The sequence below is a fragment of the Wolbachia endosymbiont (group A) of Icerya purchasi genome, assembly GCF_947251635.1.
Lineage (GTDB): Bacteria > Pseudomonadota > Alphaproteobacteria > Rickettsiales > Anaplasmataceae > Wolbachia > Wolbachia pipientis.
Window position 1 is genome coordinate 833551 of the sequence record NZ_OX366357.1, and the last position, 17135, is coordinate 850685.

A 17135-nucleotide genomic window follows, 5' to 3' on the forward strand; every position below is an offset into this window, starting at 1 on the left:
TTTCATCTCACAATGACTAAATATATCTTGTCCGTTGACGGCGGAGGCATAAGAGGCATCATACCAGCGCTAATACTAGCAGAAATAGAAAAGAGAGCAAGGAAGCCTATTTCTCAAATCTTTGATCTAATGGCTGGTACTTCAACAGGCGGAATTGTTGTAGCTGGGTTGTGCAAGAAAGATGATCAAGGAAACCCTCAGTACTCTGCAAATGATTTAGTTGAGCTTTACCAGGAGTATGGAGCATATATTTTCAAGTCTTCATTTTTTAGGCAATCAATACTATCGTGGTTTAACTGTGCACAATACCCATACGAAAACATTGAATCAGTACTGGAGAAGTATTTTGGTGAGGATATTCTTAAAAACACTTTAAGTAAGGTGTTGATTGCAAGTTACGATATTCATAACAATTATCCGTTTTTCTTCAAAAGTTGGAAAGAGGATAGGAATTTCATTAGATTGAAGGATGCACTAAGAACGCGAATTCTGGATTAAAGGAGAATAGAAAAGGCAGAAAACAGGGTAAACTCAGCAATTATAAAAAAATAGATGAGGTTACCCATGGAAGATATAACAAAACTGTTTTGTTTGGTCGATGATTTTTGCAGAGATATAGAGAAAAATTTTGCAGGCAAACTACTGCCAAATGGTAAAAAACCCACAAGAACAACGGAAATTGAGCACTCTGAAATCATGACAATAATCCTGCTATATCAACAATCTCCGTGTAAAAATTTCAAAACTTTCTATCTACATTACCTAACGTTGCTCTACAAATCAGAGTTTCCAAAGTTGCCTTCATATAGCAGGTTTGTTGCTCTAAAGCCTAGGGTTTTGTGGCATTTAGCAATGTTGTTGCATTGGCTTTGTGGACAGTCAGAAAACACTGGAATCTCATATATAGACACAACTCCCATTGCAGTTTGTCATGCAAAAAGAATATCCAAAAACAAAGTTTTTGCTGGAATTGCAAAATTAAGCAAGAGTACTTACGGCTGGTTTTTTGGTTTCAAATTACATATGGTAATCAATGAAAATGGTGAAATTCATGCACTTACGCTAACAAAAGGCAATGTTGATGATAGGATACCTGTGCCAAATTTGACGGAAAAATTAACCGGCCTTTTGTTTGGTGACAAAGGTTATATTGCAAAAGAGCTTTTTCAGAAGCTGTTTGACCGAGGTTTGAAACTTGTTACCAAGGTGAAAAAAGGTATGAAAAATACATTAATTTCGCTAAATGAGAAGATTTTACTGAGAAAAAGGTCTATGTTACCTAAAAAATAGACTAGAAATTGAACACACTCGCCATAGATCCCCTGTTGATTTCTTGGTTCATATCTTTTCTACTCTCATCTCCTATTCCATCAAATCCAAAAAGCCTTCTATTTCCTATACTTCCTTCCTTAATCCAGAATTCGCGTGATAAGGATAGTCCAATTTTGCTCTGCCTTTTTTATAGCACAATATACCTGTTTATACAAGCTGGTAAATGAGCCCTTAGTTTTAGTAAATTTTCTAATCTGTCTATGCAGTCCCTCAATAGGATTGGTAGTATAAATTAGCCTTCTAACTGGACCAGAATACTTGAAATAGTCGGATCCAATTATTCTGCCACGATTTTACAACCAATGGGTACTTTTCTCCCCATTTTTCTTCTAGCTCAAGTAAGTAATTCTCGGCAATTTCTCTGCTTGCAGCACGATATATTTTTTCAGATCATTCATGAAAACTTTCACATCTTTGCTTGATACATATTTCAGTGAATTCCTTATCTGATGCACTATACATAGCTGTACTTCTGCTTTAGGAAACGCACTATTTATAGCTGCAGGAAAGCTTTTTAGCCCATCTACACATGCAATCAGAATATCTTCTACTCCTCTTTCTTTGAGGTCATTTAGCACTCCCAACCAAAAGTTAGCTCCTTCACTTTCAGCAAAATAAAAGCCCAAGACTTCTTTTCTGCCATTTTGGTCTATGCCCAATATATTGTACATACATTTACTTACGCAATGTCCATCCTCTTTGACCTTAAAGAACATCCCATCCATAAATACTATCGGGTATACTGATTGCAGTGGACGACTACGCCATTCATTTATTATAGGCAGTAATTTGTCGGTAATACTTGATATCTCTGCAACCGATATTTTGTGATCATAAATTTCCTCAACGTGTGACGCTATATCTCTATAGCTCATACCACTGGCAAATGTGCTCAAAATCTTCGTTTCAAGCTCTGGTTTGTTTGCCTTTTTTTGACTATTTACGGCTCAAAACTTCCTTCCCTATCTCTTGGCGTCAAAAGCTCAAATGAACCTGCACTTGTCCGTAAAGTCTTTCCATTTCTCCCATTTCTTCGATTATTTTCTTCGCTTTCAGCCAACAAGTGGTTTTCTATTTCACCTTCCAAACTTGCCTCCAGCAGCTTTTTTATAAATGGTGTTAATGCTCCGTCCCTTCCTGTCAACGGTCTTCCTTCTCGTATAGACGACAGGATATTTGTTTCCAACTCTTTATAATCTACCAATCCGGTAGTTCTGTTTACTACTTTCTGACTCATTGTCAAACCTCCATTTTTTATATCAATTTATTACTTTTTTTCGGTTTGACACACTTTTTTGAACATTCCCAACGAAAAAAGAAAAACAAGGTTTAATTTTCTTTTTTATTTGCGATTTATCTATTAATTAACCGTGAAAGGTTACGTGTAATGCTCCTTCACATAATTATCAATAATTACCTTAAATTCTTCAGAGACATTATCACCTTGTAAAGTTTTGAAATATTTGCCGTCTTTGTAGACTGCTGAAACAGGTTTTTCTCCATATCCAGGCAAGCTGATTCCCAAATTTGCGTGTTTGCTTTCTCCAGGACCATTTACTATGCATCCCATAACAGCAATGCTCATATGCTCTACACCTGGATTTTTTTTCTTCCACATCGGCATATGAGTTTTTATATAGCCATTCACCTCTTCAGTTAATATACGAAAACGATCGCTACTCGTGCGCCCACAACCAGGACATGAATTAACCTGAGGGTTAAAGTGTCGCAAGCCTATAGACTGCAATATTTCCTGACACACCACCACTTCATTAGTACGCGATTCACCAGGACGTTGAGTCAAAGAAGCCCGTATTGTATCTCCAATGCCATTTTGCAATAAATAAGTAAGCCCTGCTGCGGTATTTACCACACCTTTATTGCCCATACCAGCCTCAGTTAAACCCAAATGTAGTGCATAATTGGAAGATTTTGCAAGTGCCATATAAACTAAAATTAAATCTTGTACTTTGCTAACTTTACATGAAATGATTATTTTGTTTGAATTTAGACCAATTTCTTCAGCTTTTTTTGCACTATCAAGAGCAGACATTACAAGTGCTTTGCGCAGTATAACGTCAGAAGGCCTTGAATTACTAAGCGAAGAGTTTTCATCCATCAATTTTTGCAAAAGGTATTTATCAAGACTACCCCAATTTACTCCAATTCTAACCGGAAGATTGTGCATTATTGCATACTCTATAACCCTTTCAAACTTCTCATCACGTTTGTCGCCAAAGCCTATATTGCCTGGGTTTATCCTAATTTTACCCAGCATTTTGATGTTGTCTGGATAATCTTGAACTAATTTATCTAGCTCATACTGACCACAGCCTACCAATATTTTACCGTCAAAACCTTCTTTATTTATCTCTTCTACTATATAAGGTATTGCCCTTGCTACTTCCTCTGAATTCAAGGCAATTCGCACCAATTCTGAACCTGTACGCGCTAGTTCTGTTATCTCTTTTGCATAATGTTTTGCGCTACTTTTTATATTATCAGAATCTATATGCACGCCAAGCGTCATAGATTGTACAACTATAGGATTATTTCCACCTATCTTTACTTTTCCAACTTCTACAACATGAGTTTTGTGCCTGGAAATCGGCAATAATTCATATGCATCATCATTCAATATCAGGTCTTTATCTAGCATATTATTAATGGCCAATATTGTGATACTATTTTACTGTGTCAGCTACACTGCCAAATGAACTTGAACCATTCAAACTATAAGCATCTACGTTATCCAAATTAGCAATAGAATCATGTGAGCACGTTCTTCTTGATGGAGTTTCTTTTATAGTGACATTTATAGGAGAAACTTTTTTTTCTCGTGTTGAAGTAACTTTCTTCTCTTCTTGTTGTTCACTTTCATGCTGCTTATTTTCATACTGGAAAACTGGCTCTTGATCTATAAATACAGCACCCCTTAAACGTGCGATATTAATACCATGCTGATTTATCATAGCGCTCTCTTCATCGTCGACTATGCAAGCTTCCATGTCATTTGGCTCATTATCAAGACTAGCAATTTTCTTCTCTTTTAATTTTTTGATTAGATCTTCTTTATTTATAGCTCGATCTTGTAACTTTTTTTTCTTGAGCAATTCCCTACGCTTCTCATACAGTTTATATGACTCAGCAAAATCCTCATCTGTATGAAAGTTTGCACCACCAGGGTTACCAGGAGGTATGTATTTCTTACTGAGCTTTACCTTAGACTTAGCTTCAGCACTATGCACAGTAAAAAAGCTAGAAACCAAAAACATTAATATAAACAAAACTTTAGAAAAAACCCTAAGCATATGGTGCTATAGTAAATATCGTGTTTTAAAAGATAGCAATTAACAAACTTTAAGTAAACCAGAATCTTTACTAACTTTACAATACAAATATTTTTCTAAAAAGTGATATGTTTGCTATCAAAAAAACCTACATAGGCTAAGAGAAGAGGAAGGTGTTACAAGTTGCGTAACACCTTTTCAAGAAAAGTGTTATGCAGCTATATGTTTGCAACTTTTAAGTTATTCTGTAGTTTTTCAGTACCATCGGTAGTATCTACATTATTAAGTTTTGCGTCTGGTGTATCTTTAGACAAGTTCTTTTCTTTCTCCCTTTCACACTTAACTCCCTGATAGATACAGAATGCAACAAAAGAAGTTATCGCTATTGCGGCAACAGCACTGACTATGGCACAAATTAGTAGTGTTTTTTCTTGATCTGCTACTGCCTCTGACAGATTTGTAATTTTCTCTGCCTGCGATGCATTTTCTGCTGTCAGATTTGCAATGTCCGCTGACTGCACTACATTGGTTGCCGTGTTATTTGCAATGTCTGCTGACTGCGCTACATTGATTGCCGTGTTATTTGCAATGTCCGTTGCCTGTGCTGCATCAATTGCTGCGTTATTTGCGATGTCCGCTTCATTCTTTGTTACACCGAACCAATCACGAAAAAATTCTTTTACCATTTTAACCCCCTAGTTAATTAATATATTATAATTTTACATTCCAAATGTTTAAATTATTATTAAATTAACTGTCATTATGTATTGATCTTTTAATAATTTTGTTTGACTTGCTTTTTGAAAGTGCGAAAACTTAAATTAAGGTACTTACGAAATACATGAAGAAAAATGCTTATTGTATTTTTGTAACCATTCACACTTAATTCTGCAATTCTTTGATCTCACTCATGGAGAGGCCAGTAAACTTAACAATAGTGTTGACATCAACATTATTAGCTAGCATTGCTTTTATGACTTCAATTTTTCCTTTCCGTACACCTTTCTCTTCAGCAAGATCAAGTCTGTATTCAAGGATGGCTTCTTCTTTCTGTAGATCCATCACTCTTTCTTCATAAGCTAGGAGATCTTTTTCACTCCAGTGAAACTTGTCTAATTCATCGTATGCTAGCTTTATTATTGGTGATTCCTCTGCAATTTTCTTTAGATCTTCATCTGTCGTTTCTTCTGCATGCTTAAAAAAGAAGCACCACCTTTCTATTGTGCTTTCTAGTTCCTCCACTCTGCTTTTTGAAAATTTAGGTAATTCTATAAAGACAAATTGAAAATCTTTTAAGTAATGGCCGTTGGTTTTTATATCACGTATATTGTGAGTAGAAATATACTCAACCTCTTCAGGGAATAGCATACCATTGGAAATAGCAATGAAGAAAACCTTCTTTAAATTAATGTAATTTTTATCAGCCTGCCTTGAGTAAGCCTTAGCAGCATAGAGTTGTGCGCGCTTTTCAAAGCCCTTGTCGCGAGCGAGCTGCATCTCAATTATATATCTTGACCCACTAGAATCCCTGCAAAGAACATCAACTATACTTTGTCTATCAGAGGCAATTTCAGGGTCCATAATAGTGCTTAAGAATTCTACTTCTTGTATAGTATTGACTTCAGTACATCCTAAAATATCATTTAAAAAATGGATAAGAATATTCTTATTTTTTTCAGTACCAAAGATTTTCTTAAATGTTAAATCTAACTTTGGATCGAGAAATTTTGAAAAAGCCATAATAAGTACAGTTAGGAAACGTTAATAATTATACACTATTATTAACAATTATTCAATCATATTTTTAAGGAAGACAACTTTTAACTTTGTAAAAGATAGCCAAGAAAGTTGCATTTGCAGCAAATTTTAAGATACCCATCTATGGCCTAACTTAACGCGCATGAACGTTCTCAGAAGCCCTGTTATTCCACCAATATCTCTCTCTTTCCTGAATAATTTGGAGCACTGACAATACCTTCCTTTTCCATTCTTTCAACAATGTTTGCAGCTCTGTTATAGCCTATTCTAAGTTGTCGCTGAATGTAACTGGTTGAAACTTTTTGATCTCTTTGAATGATGGCTACTGCTTGGTTGTAAAGGTCATTTTCTTCATCCTCTGTTTCATCACCCAATTCCGTAGAAGAATTTTCATCTTCTTTGGTGATTTCCTCCATGTAGTTTGGCTCACCTTGCATTTTCAGATGATCAACTATATCTTGTACCTCATCATCGCTCACAAATGGGCCGTGAATTCGAATAATCTTACCACCAGAGGCCATATAGAGCATATCACCCATACCAAGCAATTGTTCAGCCCCTTGTTCACCAAGTATTGTGCGGCTATCTATCTTAGAAGTAACAGCAAAACTGATTCTTGTTGGAAAGTTCGCCTTTATCACACCTGTTATCACATCCACAGATGGCCGTTGTGTTGCCATTATGATGTGTATTCCTGCAGCTCTGGCCATTTGCGCCAAACGCTGAATAGAGCACTCTATTTCTTTGCCGGCAACAAGCATCAAATCTGCCATTTCATCTACAATCACTACAATATACGGAAATGTCTCCATTTTGATTGGTATTTTTTCAAACAGAGGTTTGCCTGTTGTTGAGTTAAAGCCAATCTGCACAACGCGCTCCAATTCTATTCCACTATTCATCGCTTCTGTGATTTTTTGATTATAGTTTATAACATTGCGTACATTCAAATACGACATCATGCGATAGCGGTTTTCCATTTCTTTCACTATCCACTTAAGAGCAATTACAGCCTTTTTTGGCTCTGTTACCACTGGTGTTATTAGATGTGGTATTGCATCATATATTGAAAGCTCAAGCATTTTTGGGTCGATCATTATCATCTTGCATTCATCAGGACTTAATCGATAAACGAGCGACAGAATCATAGTGTTAATCGCAACTGATTTACCAGACCCTGTGGTTCCAGCAACGAGCAAGTGAGGCATTTTAGTTAGATCTGCAATAACTGGTTTTCCACTTATTTCTTTGCCAAGCGCAATTGGAAGATTTAAGTTTGCATTTTGGTATTCTGGTGATTCAAGCAAATCACGCAGCATTACAATTTCCCGTTCCTTGTTCGGCAACTCTATTCCCATAGCATTTTGCCCACGAATTATTGAAATACGTGCAGAGAGTGCACTCATCGAACGTGCAATGTCATCTGCAAGCCCAATTACTCTTGCAGATTTCGTACCAGCTTGTGGTTCAAGTTTGTATAAAGTCACAACCGGCCCATAGCATACACTGATAATTTTTCCTTGCACGCCAAAATCACTCAGGACTTGTTCCAGCAGAGATAAATTTTTATTGCTCTCCATTTCATTCAGCTGTTTTCTCTGCAAAGACTCCTCTGCTTTGGAAAGTAAATGAATGCTTGGAAATTCGAACTCACTGAAAATTTCTTCGGTGGCTTTTTTCTGTCTTTCTTTTGGTTGTTGTTTAGTAGTGATTTTAGTTCTATGTTTTTCTTCTACTACTAATGGTGCAATTGAATACTCAGTAGTTTTATGTGATCTGAAGAATGGAACATTTACAAATAAGCAAGCTATTTTTTTGAATAGGAAAAATATAGAGTAAGTTGTTCTCTTCCAACCAACAGATCCTACAAGACCTATTGATGTTACTATCACAAATATATAAAACGGGCAGTTGTTAACGAGTGCATTCCCTATTATTCCACTGTGTCTGTACCTTGCTGTGATGCCTAGCGAAAGTTGTGGTAATATAGCACATACCCCTAAATTGATTAATATTAAATAGAGAATTTTCAGCAGTGTTTTTGCTGGCCTGAAGATCAACAAGTAAACTATGGTTGTAGCTATTGTAACACTAGTTAATCCAAGAAATTGAACCAATATATCAGCTAAATATGAACCTACTATTCCACCTAAATTTGTCACTTCCTCATTTGTAGCCGTGTTTAAGGAAGGATCTTTATAGTTATAGCTAAAAACTGATATATATATATATATTAAAAGGGATAGATATATTGCTGATTTTAGATATTTTTTTAACATCTACCTAAAGTAGTAAGCTACTGTATATTTTACAAAGTGAATTGTTATTAGCAATATCATTATAGATAAATCTAATCCGTTGAACGGTGGTATATATCTTCTAATAATCTTTAGTGGTGGATATGTCAATTGGTTCAAGATGTGCATTATGCTACTGACAGTTTCATTATATATGTTCACCATATTAAGTTTAACCAGCCAGTTTAGGACAACCCAACATATTAGAATGAAGCTATAAAGATCAAGTAACGTATTGAGTAGATATATGATTGGATGCATACATATCTATTACACGAAAGTTATATAAAAGACAAGTATTTAGCCTTTTCAAACTCAAAATGTTGTTTTTGCTGAACCAAAAAAAAACTTCATTTTTTGAGCTGCGCAAAGCCACCTAAAGTAGAGAATGGACAAGGAAGGAGGGGTGTATAATATATATTAATGTTGATATTTATTTCTTATAAATATCATCTCTATGTCCTATCTCTGTGATAGTTACTATATGATCTAATTGATTTACTCTGTAAATTACACGATAGTCACCAACTCTTAGCCTTCTAGGTCCTTTTAAGTTATGATGTAGTGGTTCACCAAAATTTATTGGGTCAACTGTAAGACGTTCTTTTATAGCCTTTTGAACTCTTAGCCTTATTGTCTTTGGAAGGTTTGGTAAATCTTTTTCAACAACACTCTTTAGAGACTTAACCTTGTAACGCTCTAATCCCACTTAATATCTTCAAAATCAACTGTTTCTGCACCTTCAACATCACGCTCATCAGAAATTTTAGATACTAAAAAATCCTCCATTTCAAGCTCAACTGCTTCTCTAAATAGTTTTCCTGCTAATTCTTGAACGGGCTGTTTAGTAAATTCAGATAATTCAGCAAGATGCTTTAAAGTTTCTTCGCTAAGAGCTATGTTAATGCTTGAATTTGCCATATGTTTTACCAAAGTCTACTAATAATTATACAACATTTTTTTTAATTTTTCAATAAAGAAAGGAGTGGTGTATAAAAATATATTTAATGTTTCAGTAGGTCCAATATTGCCTGCTTGTAAATATTGTCCCTGTGTCCTATTGAAACAATAATTACTATACGTTTTGCAGTATTTACACGGTAGACAATACGATAATCATCAGCAACTTTTATTCTTCTATGCTCCTTTAATCTCTTGCGTAGCAACACACCGTTACCAATAGGATCAGTCTCAAGATACTCTTTTATTGCATCTTTAATACTTGGCTTTACATCTTCCGGCAAGGAAGACAAATTTCTTTTAAGAACATGCTTTAGATATTTAATGGTGTATTGCTTATTTCCAGATGTCTTCACTATCCTCTACTTCTTCTGCATCATCAGAATTTAACTCCCTAATAATTTTGGAAAATGCAATATCTTCCGCTTCAAGTTCGATTGCTTCCTTGACTAGCTTTTCTGTTAATTTTTGAACAGACTGCTTGGTGGCTCTAGCTAGTTCAACAAGATGCTGCGAAGTTTCTGGGTTGAAAGTTACACTAACTTTTGAATTTACCATAAGTTTTACCAAAGTCTACTACTATAGCTATTTTACAACATTTTTTTTAATTTTTCAATAAAGAAAGGAAGGAGGGCTGTATAAAAATATATTTAATGTTTATCAAGTAGCCTTCTCATAAATGGTGTCTCTATGTCCTGCTGTAGCAACAAACACCTTATGTTTTGCAATATTTACGTATAAATAATTCGATAATCACTAACCATTATTCTTCTATACCCTTTTAACGCAAATTCTGGATTAAGGAAGGAAGTATAGGAAATAGAAGGCTTTTTGGATTTGATGGAATAGGAGATGAGAGTAGAAAAGATATGAACCAAGAAATCAACAGGGGATCTATGGCGAGTGTGTTCAATTTCTAGTCTATTTTTTAGGTAACCAAAAACAGTCTCAATGATAGACCTTTTTCTCACGCGAATTCTGGATTAAAGGAGAATAGAAAAGGCAGAAAACAGGGTAAACTCAGCAATTATAAAAAAATAGATGAGGTTACCCATGGAAGATATAACAAAACTGTTTTGTTTGGTCGATGATTTTTGCAGAGATATAGAGAAAATTTTGCAGGCAAACTACTGCCAAATGGTAAAAAACCCACAAGAACAACGGAAATTGAGCACTCTGAAATCATGACAATAATCCTGCTATATCAACAATCTCCGTGTAAAAATTTCAAAACTTTCTATCTACATTACCTAACGTTGCTCTACAAATCAGAGTTTCCAAAGTTGCCTTCATATACCAGGTTTGTTGCTCTAAAGCCTAGGGTTTTGTGGCATTTAGCAATGTTGTTGCATTGGCTTTGTGGACAGTCAGAAAACACTGGAATTTCATATATAGACACAACTCCCATTGCAGTTTGTCATGCAAAAAGAATATCCAAAAACAAAGTTTTTGCTGGAATTGCAAAATTAAGCAAGAGTACTTACGGCTGGTTTTTTGGTTTCAAATTACATATGGTAATCAATGAAAATGGTGAAATTCATGCACTTACGCTAACAAAAGGCAATGTTGATGATAGGATACCTGTGCCAAATTTGACGGAAAAATTAACCGGCCTTTTGTTTGGTGACAAAGGTTATATTGCAAAAGAGCTTTTTCAGAAGCTGTTTGACCGAGGTTTGAAACTTGTTACCAAGGTGAAAAAAGGTATGAAAAATACATTAATTTCGCTAAATGAGAAGATTTTACTGAGAAAAAGGTCTATCATTGAGACTGTTTTTGGTTACCTAAAAAATAGACTAGAAATTGAACACACTCGCCATAGATCCCCTGTTGATTTCTTGGTTCATATCTTTTCTACTCTCATCTCCTATTCCATCAAATCCAAAAAGCCTTCTATTTCCTATACTTCCTTCCTTAATCCAGAATTCGCGTTAGGAGGGTGTCATCTAAGTAGCCTCCTTCTCCTGTCATCCCAGTGTCTGGGCACTGGGATGACACCCTACTGGATAGAGCCTTCACAGGCTTTTTCTCGAATAGCTACTCTTAATTTCAGTAGTTAAATTAATATACTAATAAAAAAAAATACATTATAATTAAGCATATTTACCAATAAATCATTAAGTGAAAACAGCTCTTTCGCAAAATATCATCTCTCTTATTATGATATTGTCTGTAGCAATTGTCGATATGGCAACTGACCTATACTCAGTTGCACTACCAAGCATTGCCAATTATTTTAAAGTAGAAGGCAGTGTAGTGCAGCTTACAATTAGCTTAAATCTAGTTGGATTTGCGGTATCTGGATTAATTTATGGTCCATTATCGGACCATTATGGTAGGCGCCCAATGATGCTGATTGGTATGACAATTTTTACTTTGGCAAGTGTCATGTGTTATATAGCCGACAATATTGCGCTCTTGATACTAATTCGCTTCATACAAGGGGCAGGGGCTGGTGTTGCAGGTGTTGTTGGGTATGCAGCAATAAGGGATATGTACTCGGGTAGTGAATACTCGAGAGTAATTTCAAAATTAAATATGGTTGTGGCGCTCTCACCTGGAATAGCTCCAGTGGTGGGCAGTTATATAATTTCACATGGTTATCATTGGAAATTTTTGTTTTTTATTATGTCACTCGCAGCAATTGCTATACTTATTTTTATCTACTTTAAGTTACAAGAAACACTCACTGTAAATAAAAATGAAACCGGTATAACTAACATAACTACTAATATCTTCAAGCAATATATATCAATATTTAGAAATTATCGTTTCCTTGGGTTTTCAGCCATTCATGGATTAACTTTCATGTGGCTTTGGGCATACATTGCTAACTACCCGTTCATATTTGAATCGATGGGCATTGAAGTACAGTATTTTGGCTACCTCATATCGATCATAGTCATATTTTACATAATTGGAACTTTAATTAATAGAAGGTATGTACCAAAAGTAGGGGTTAGCAAAATGCTAATAATAGGTTTGGTGTTACCGATAATATCCGATAGTTTATTGGTATATTTTTATTTCGCGGACAAGTTAAATATATTAATTCTTCAAACTGTTTGGATTCCAGCCAATATCGGACTTGCATTAATAATAAGCAATAACGTAACTTCTGCTTTAGAAACGATCAAAGGTATAGGGCTTGGTAGTGCAGTCCTCTCATTCTGCAATATGATATTTGGGGCTATTGGAATATATATAGTAGGAAAATTTTTTCGCTATGGTATTTTACCAAATTTACTATTAACAATAGCATGCTCTACAATTGCAATTCTTATGTACAGCCAGCTCAAATGTACTGAAAAACACAGGGAATAACCATTATTTGCGTGATCCAGAGCTCATGGGTTATTAATGACTTTATCATGATAATATAATTTTACAGGGGGTGAGAGCTCATAGATTATTAACGACTTTATCATAACAATATAGTTTTACAGGAGGTGTGGGATGAGTAATGTAAATGAAGATATAGGTAATGATTTAATTCAGGCTGCTAAAAAAGGTGATATTAATGAAGTAAGACGTCTAATAAGTGAAGGAGCTGATGTTAATGCATATGATGGATCTCAAGGTAATTCTCTATATTGGGCTGTTAAAAATGATCATTCTGATATAGCAAAAGTTCTATTAGATAATGGAGCAACTTTTATTGCTTATGACTCTTCTCGAGAACGCCACGTGTTAAGTAAATACGAAAAAGTAGAAGCTGAGCATTGTAAGGTTTCTCTACATCTGGCTGCTAGGCTTGGCAACTTGGAAGCAGTAAAAGATCTATTAGAGAAAGGGGCAGATATTAATGCACAAAATGATAAAGGAGAGAATCCTTTACATTTGGCTACTTACGGTGGCAAAGATGTAGTAAAAGCCCTATTAACGCGAATTCTGGATTAAAGGAGAATAGAAAAGGCAGAAAACAGGGTAAACTCAGCAATTATAAAAAAATAGATGAGGTTACCCATGGAAGATATAACAAAACTGTTTTGTTTGGTCGATGATTTTTGCAGAGATATAGAGAAAAATTTTGCAGGCAAACTACTGCCAAATGGTAAAAAACCCACAAGAACAACGGAAATTGAGCACTCTGAAATCATGACAATAATCCTGCTATATCAACAATCTCCGTGTAAAAATTTCAAAACTTTCTATCTACATTACCTAACGTTGCTCTACAAATCAGAGTTTCCAAAGTTGCCTTCATATAGCAGGTTTGTTGCTCTAAAGCCTAGGGTTTTGTGGCATTTAGCAATGTTGTTGCATTGGCTTTGTGGACAGTCAGAAAACACTGGAATCTCATATATAGACACAACTCCCATTGCAGTTTGTCATGCAAAAAGAATATCCAAAAACAAAGTTTTTGCTGGAATTGCAAAATTAAGCAAGAGTACTTACGGCTGGTTTTTTGGTTTCAAATTACATATGGTAATCAATGAAAATGGTGAAATTCATGCACTTACGCTAACAAAAGGCAATGTTGATGATAGGATACCTGTGCCAAATTTGACGGAAAAATTAACCGGCCTTTTGTTTGGTGACAAAGGTTATATTGCAAAAGAGCTTTTTCAGAAGCTGTTTGACCGAGGTTTGAAACTTGTTACCAAGGTGAAAAAAGGTATGAAAAATACATTAATTTCGCTAAATGAGAAGATTTTACTGAGAAAAAGGTCTATGTTACCTAAAAAATAGACTAGAAATTGAACACACTCGCCATAGATCCCCTGTTGATTTCTTGGTTCATATCTTTTCTACTCTCATCTCCTATTCCATCAAATCCAAAAAGCCTTCTATTTCCTATACTTCCTTCCTTAATCCAGAATTTGCGTTTATAGATATGAACCATCTTGATTTTGAAATCTTATTTTAGTCTCCACGTTAATATGATTTACACTGTTATTCCTCTCATCAAGTAAATATCTTTTTTTTATCAAATTTTAATTTATAGCAGTCAATTAACTGATCATATTTTACTGAAGCTTGTATCATTAAAAAGTCATAATACAATTGTTGAGCATAATGGTATTTTTCACATCTATTACCATAGCAACTAGAATAAGTATATTCTGGATCAATTGTATAATTAAACTGAATTGTTGCTATATTTTTATCATTCTGCACGGATACTGCTTGATTTTCTTGGGTTAATTTTGAAAATTGAATTTTACCTTGCCCTAAAGTGTCAATTTTTATTTCTATGAAAATATTTTTAGTATCTGGAACTTTTGCCCATGTCATAGCTCCACCATTTTGTTCGACTATATCGGATATCTTTATTACCAAGTCTTTATAAATTTGAGCTAATGTTACTGTCTTCATTTCTTCTTGGTTGTAATATTGCTGAAAGTTATCTATTTCCATAGGTATAACATATAATCTGATTTTATAAGATATTCTACCGGGATTAAAATATCGTAAATCTTAGGCGTTATAAACAAAATTTACAGGAAAAATAAGATGATACTACTCAAAAAGGCAAACAAGACGGTATCTTTCTGGCATAAGTTAGCGTTCAGCTTTACCTTTCCTTGCAAGACATTTTAGAGCTATTATGTCTTACTTCTTGAAGATACAAGTTAGCGTTTTTAACCCGAATTCTGGATTGGAGATTAAAAAAACAAGAATATCAATAGCTTATTGTTTTAGCATTTACGATAAAGCAGTAAGCATTTTAAGATTAGTTACTAATTTAGTAAAATTCAAGACTTTCAATAATTTACCTAAAATCTAATCCAGAATTCGGGTTAATAATAAAATCTTGTTTTTTGAAAATGAATTTGGTAAACTTTAAAGATGTATGTGACAATATGGGGATATATTGTTTCTAGTATTTAATAAGTTAAAGTACGTACTTGATAATTTTTCTGAACGCTCTAATCAAGCTAAAATAGGTAAGCTAGATAAAATTATTCTTAGTTTGAAGTTGGTATAGGGTATTAAGATGAAAAAAATTGAAATTTCAGAATTACTAAAAAGAATTGCAATCTGTTTACTATGCGTGGCAACTATTGTCTCTATCGCTTTTTTGTTTGCCTATATGCATACAATGTTGCTCAGTAAAGGGTATGAGTTAGCTGCACATTATGTTAGTGAAGCTATGCCTTGTGTGTTACTTGTCGTTTTCTTTTTTATTGCTTGGTTTATATATGATCAAATATTCAGCAAACTAAAGGAAGTAGAGCTGCCTATATCAATAGAATTAGCTAATTCAGATGATAAAAGAACAACATTTGCTGATGCTATAATTGATGACCCCTTAAAACAAAGGTTGCAGATGATTTGCCGTGACCAAATGACAGAAGAAATGCACAAGCTGTTTGGAAATAAAAGTATTAATTCACTAAGAGGTTACATATTACATGGCCCTCCTGGAAATGGTAAAACACTTATCGCTCGTGCAATTGCAGGTGAATCAAATATGAATTTCATAAGCATCTCAGGCCCTGATCTTATTGGAGTATATGTTGGTCATGGTGCACATGCTGTACGCGAGCTTTTTAAAGTAGCAAAAAAACATGCTCCTTGTATAGTCTTTATAGATGAAATAGATGTAGTTGCTCAAAAAAGAAGTACCGCTAATACCTCAGCTGACCATTGTCGAGAGAGTTTAACACAGTTATTAACTGAAATAGATGGATTTAAGAGCAGAAAAGATATAATAGTAATTGGTGCAACTAACCGTATCGATGATATAGATCCAGCACTTATTAGACCTGGACGTTTAGGTCAGAAGGTTTATGTCCCTAATCCAAACATAGAAGTGAGACAAAGGATATTGGAACTTTATATGCGAGGTACAAAAGCCGATAAAGAGTTAAACCTTAGAAACATTGCAGAAAAGACTGAAGACTATTCTGGGGCTAAGTTAGAGCAATTAGTAAATGAGGCAAAAATGTGTGCTGTTGAGGAAAGACGGTCTAAGATTAGTGAGAAAGATTTCGATCACGCGCTTCGCGGGTTAAGTTCAGAACAAGAAAGAGAGAGAATAAGGTTGGTTTCAAACAGGGAGACACAGACAGAAGAAACTTCTTTTATACGGTAAACATAAAAATTGAAATTATAGAAGTGTAGCTGAGCCAACCTTCGTTATTCTTATTATTACCCACAAATAAAGACATGGTATTGCATTTACTCAAATAATTTAATTTTATTAACCTGAAAGCTTATTGGATTAAAATTATTAAATTAAGAGTTATAATTTTAGCAACTAAAAGCTGTAAATTGCACCATATAAACAGTTATTTCAAGCAAAAGTTATACTGACCTTAGCCAGAAAAAGTGGTGGAAAAGTTAGGAATGTTTTTTACAAAAAAAGACAGTATCAATAAAAAGGATTTTATTCTATTTGAAATATAAAATTATCATGTATTTTTCTGTTATTCCCAAGTGAATTATTATTAACTTAGCAGTATATATTATTAAAAACACAAGCAATACAATCATTTTTAGCAACCAGAACCAGCAAGCGTAAGAAGATTTTTTTTTGGAATGAGTTGGT

15 protein-coding genes and 6 pseudogenes are annotated in these 17135 nt (G+C 34.5%); 7 read left to right on the top strand and 14 right to left on the bottom strand.

The window, feature by feature from the left end; translation table 11 throughout:
- Window positions 1-12: 12 nt before the first annotated feature.
- Together OPR17_RS04375 and OPR17_RS04380 are read left to right on the top strand one after the other, a co-directional pair.
- Window positions 13-480, top strand: a pseudogene (locus OPR17_RS04375) (patatin-like phospholipase family protein); the annotation flags it as partial.
- 84 nt (window positions 481-564) lie between these two features.
- A pseudogene (locus OPR17_RS04380) lies at window positions 565-1429 on the top strand (IS982 family transposase).
- Here OPR17_RS04380 and OPR17_RS04385 read toward each other — a convergent pair.
- From OPR17_RS04385 to OPR17_RS04445, 13 genes and pseudogenes are all read right to left on the bottom strand, one after another.
- Window positions 1410-2207, bottom strand: a pseudogene (locus OPR17_RS04385) (IS256 family transposase). The pseudogenes OPR17_RS04380 and OPR17_RS04385 overlap by 20 nt on opposite strands.
- 65 nt (window positions 2208-2272) lie before the next feature.
- Complete coding sequence (locus OPR17_RS04390; RefSeq protein WP_265021288.1) at window positions 2273-2569, bottom strand: transposase; 297 nt, start codon at window positions 2567-2569, stop codon at window positions 2273-2275.
- 141 nt (window positions 2570-2710) lie between these two features.
- Complete coding sequence (ispG, locus tag OPR17_RS04395) at window positions 2711-3991, bottom strand: flavodoxin-dependent (E)-4-hydroxy-3-methylbut-2-enyl-diphosphate synthase (RefSeq protein WP_265021289.1); 1281 nt, start codon at window positions 3989-3991, stop codon at window positions 2711-2713.
- 25 nt (window positions 3992-4016) lie between these two features.
- Window positions 4017-4643 carry a TRP75-related protein gene (locus tag OPR17_RS04400; RefSeq protein WP_265021290.1) on the bottom strand — a complete coding sequence of 209 codons (627 nt, stop codon included), beginning with the start codon at window positions 4641-4643 and terminating at the stop codon, window positions 4017-4019.
- A gap of 197 nt (window positions 4644-4840) precedes the next feature.
- Window positions 4841-5308, bottom strand: coding sequence for a hypothetical protein (locus OPR17_RS04405; RefSeq protein ID WP_265021291.1), 468 nt, complete (start codon window positions 5306-5308; stop codon window positions 4841-4843).
- A 196-nt stretch (window positions 5309-5504) separates the two neighbouring features.
- Window positions 5505-6362: an Rpn family recombination-promoting nuclease/putative transposase gene (locus tag OPR17_RS04410; protein WP_213863093.1), complete on the bottom strand. Its 858-nt coding sequence runs from the start codon at window positions 6360-6362 to the stop codon at window positions 5505-5507.
- A gap of 182 nt (window positions 6363-6544) precedes the next feature.
- Entirely contained in the window at window positions 6545-8659 is a 2115-nt protein-coding gene (locus OPR17_RS04415) for an FtsK/SpoIIIE family DNA translocase (protein ID WP_265021292.1), read from the bottom strand.
- On the bottom strand, window positions 8660-8938 hold the full coding sequence (locus OPR17_RS04420; protein WP_006279515.1) for a YggT family protein: 279 nt from the start codon (window positions 8936-8938) through the stop codon (window positions 8660-8662).
- Window positions 8939-9110: 172 nt separating this feature from the next.
- Complete coding sequence (locus tag OPR17_RS04425) at window positions 9111-9386, bottom strand: type II toxin-antitoxin system RelE family toxin (RefSeq protein ID WP_265021293.1); 276 nt, start codon at window positions 9384-9386, stop codon at window positions 9111-9113.
- On the bottom strand, window positions 9377-9598 hold the full coding sequence (locus tag OPR17_RS04430; protein ID WP_265021294.1) for a hypothetical protein: 222 nt from the start codon (window positions 9596-9598) through the stop codon (window positions 9377-9379). Before OPR17_RS04430 ends, OPR17_RS04425 begins: the two co-directional genes overlap by 10 nt.
- Before the next feature lie 83 nt (window positions 9599-9681).
- Complete coding sequence (locus tag OPR17_RS04435) at window positions 9682-9930, bottom strand: type II toxin-antitoxin system RelE family toxin (protein WP_265021295.1); 249 nt, start codon at window positions 9928-9930, stop codon at window positions 9682-9684.
- Between the two features lie 43 nt (window positions 9931-9973).
- Window positions 9974-10195 carry a hypothetical protein gene (locus OPR17_RS04440; protein WP_095742622.1) on the bottom strand — a complete coding sequence of 74 codons (222 nt, stop codon included), beginning with the start codon at window positions 10193-10195 and terminating at the stop codon, window positions 9974-9976.
- A gap of 173 nt (window positions 10196-10368) precedes the next feature.
- Window positions 10369-10617 (bottom strand): annotated as a pseudogene (locus tag OPR17_RS04445) (transposase); the annotation flags it as partial.
- Between the two features lie 73 nt (window positions 10618-10690).
- Between OPR17_RS04445 and OPR17_RS04450 the strand changes: the two are divergent.
- From OPR17_RS04450 to OPR17_RS04465, 4 genes and pseudogenes are all read left to right on the top strand, one after another.
- Window positions 10691-11553: pseudogene (locus OPR17_RS04450) on the top strand (IS982 family transposase); the annotation flags it as partial.
- 244 nt (window positions 11554-11797) lie between these two features.
- Entirely contained in the window at window positions 11798-12961 is a 1164-nt protein-coding gene (locus OPR17_RS04455) for a multidrug effflux MFS transporter (RefSeq protein ID WP_265021296.1), read from the top strand.
- Window positions 12962-13093: 132 nt separating this feature from the next.
- Window positions 13094-13537, top strand: coding sequence for an ankyrin repeat domain-containing protein (locus OPR17_RS04460; protein ID WP_265021297.1), 444 nt, complete (start codon window positions 13094-13096; stop codon window positions 13535-13537).
- A 66-nt stretch (window positions 13538-13603) separates the two neighbouring features.
- A pseudogene (locus tag OPR17_RS04465) lies at window positions 13604-14507 on the top strand (IS982 family transposase).
- Window positions 14508-14545: 38 nt separating this feature from the next.
- On the opposite strand, the gene OPR17_RS04470 reads toward OPR17_RS04465, so the two are convergent.
- Window positions 14546-14998 (bottom strand): hypothetical protein, encoded by a 453-nt coding sequence (locus OPR17_RS04470; RefSeq protein ID WP_265021298.1) that lies wholly within the window; start codon window positions 14996-14998, stop codon window positions 14546-14548.
- A gap of 580 nt (window positions 14999-15578) precedes the next feature.
- On the opposite strand from OPR17_RS04470, the gene OPR17_RS04475 reads away from it, so the two are divergent.
- Entirely contained in the window at window positions 15579-16679 is a 1101-nt protein-coding gene (locus OPR17_RS04475) for an ATP-binding protein (RefSeq protein ID WP_265021299.1), read from the top strand.
- The last annotated feature ends 456 nt before the right edge of the window (window positions 16680-17135 follow it).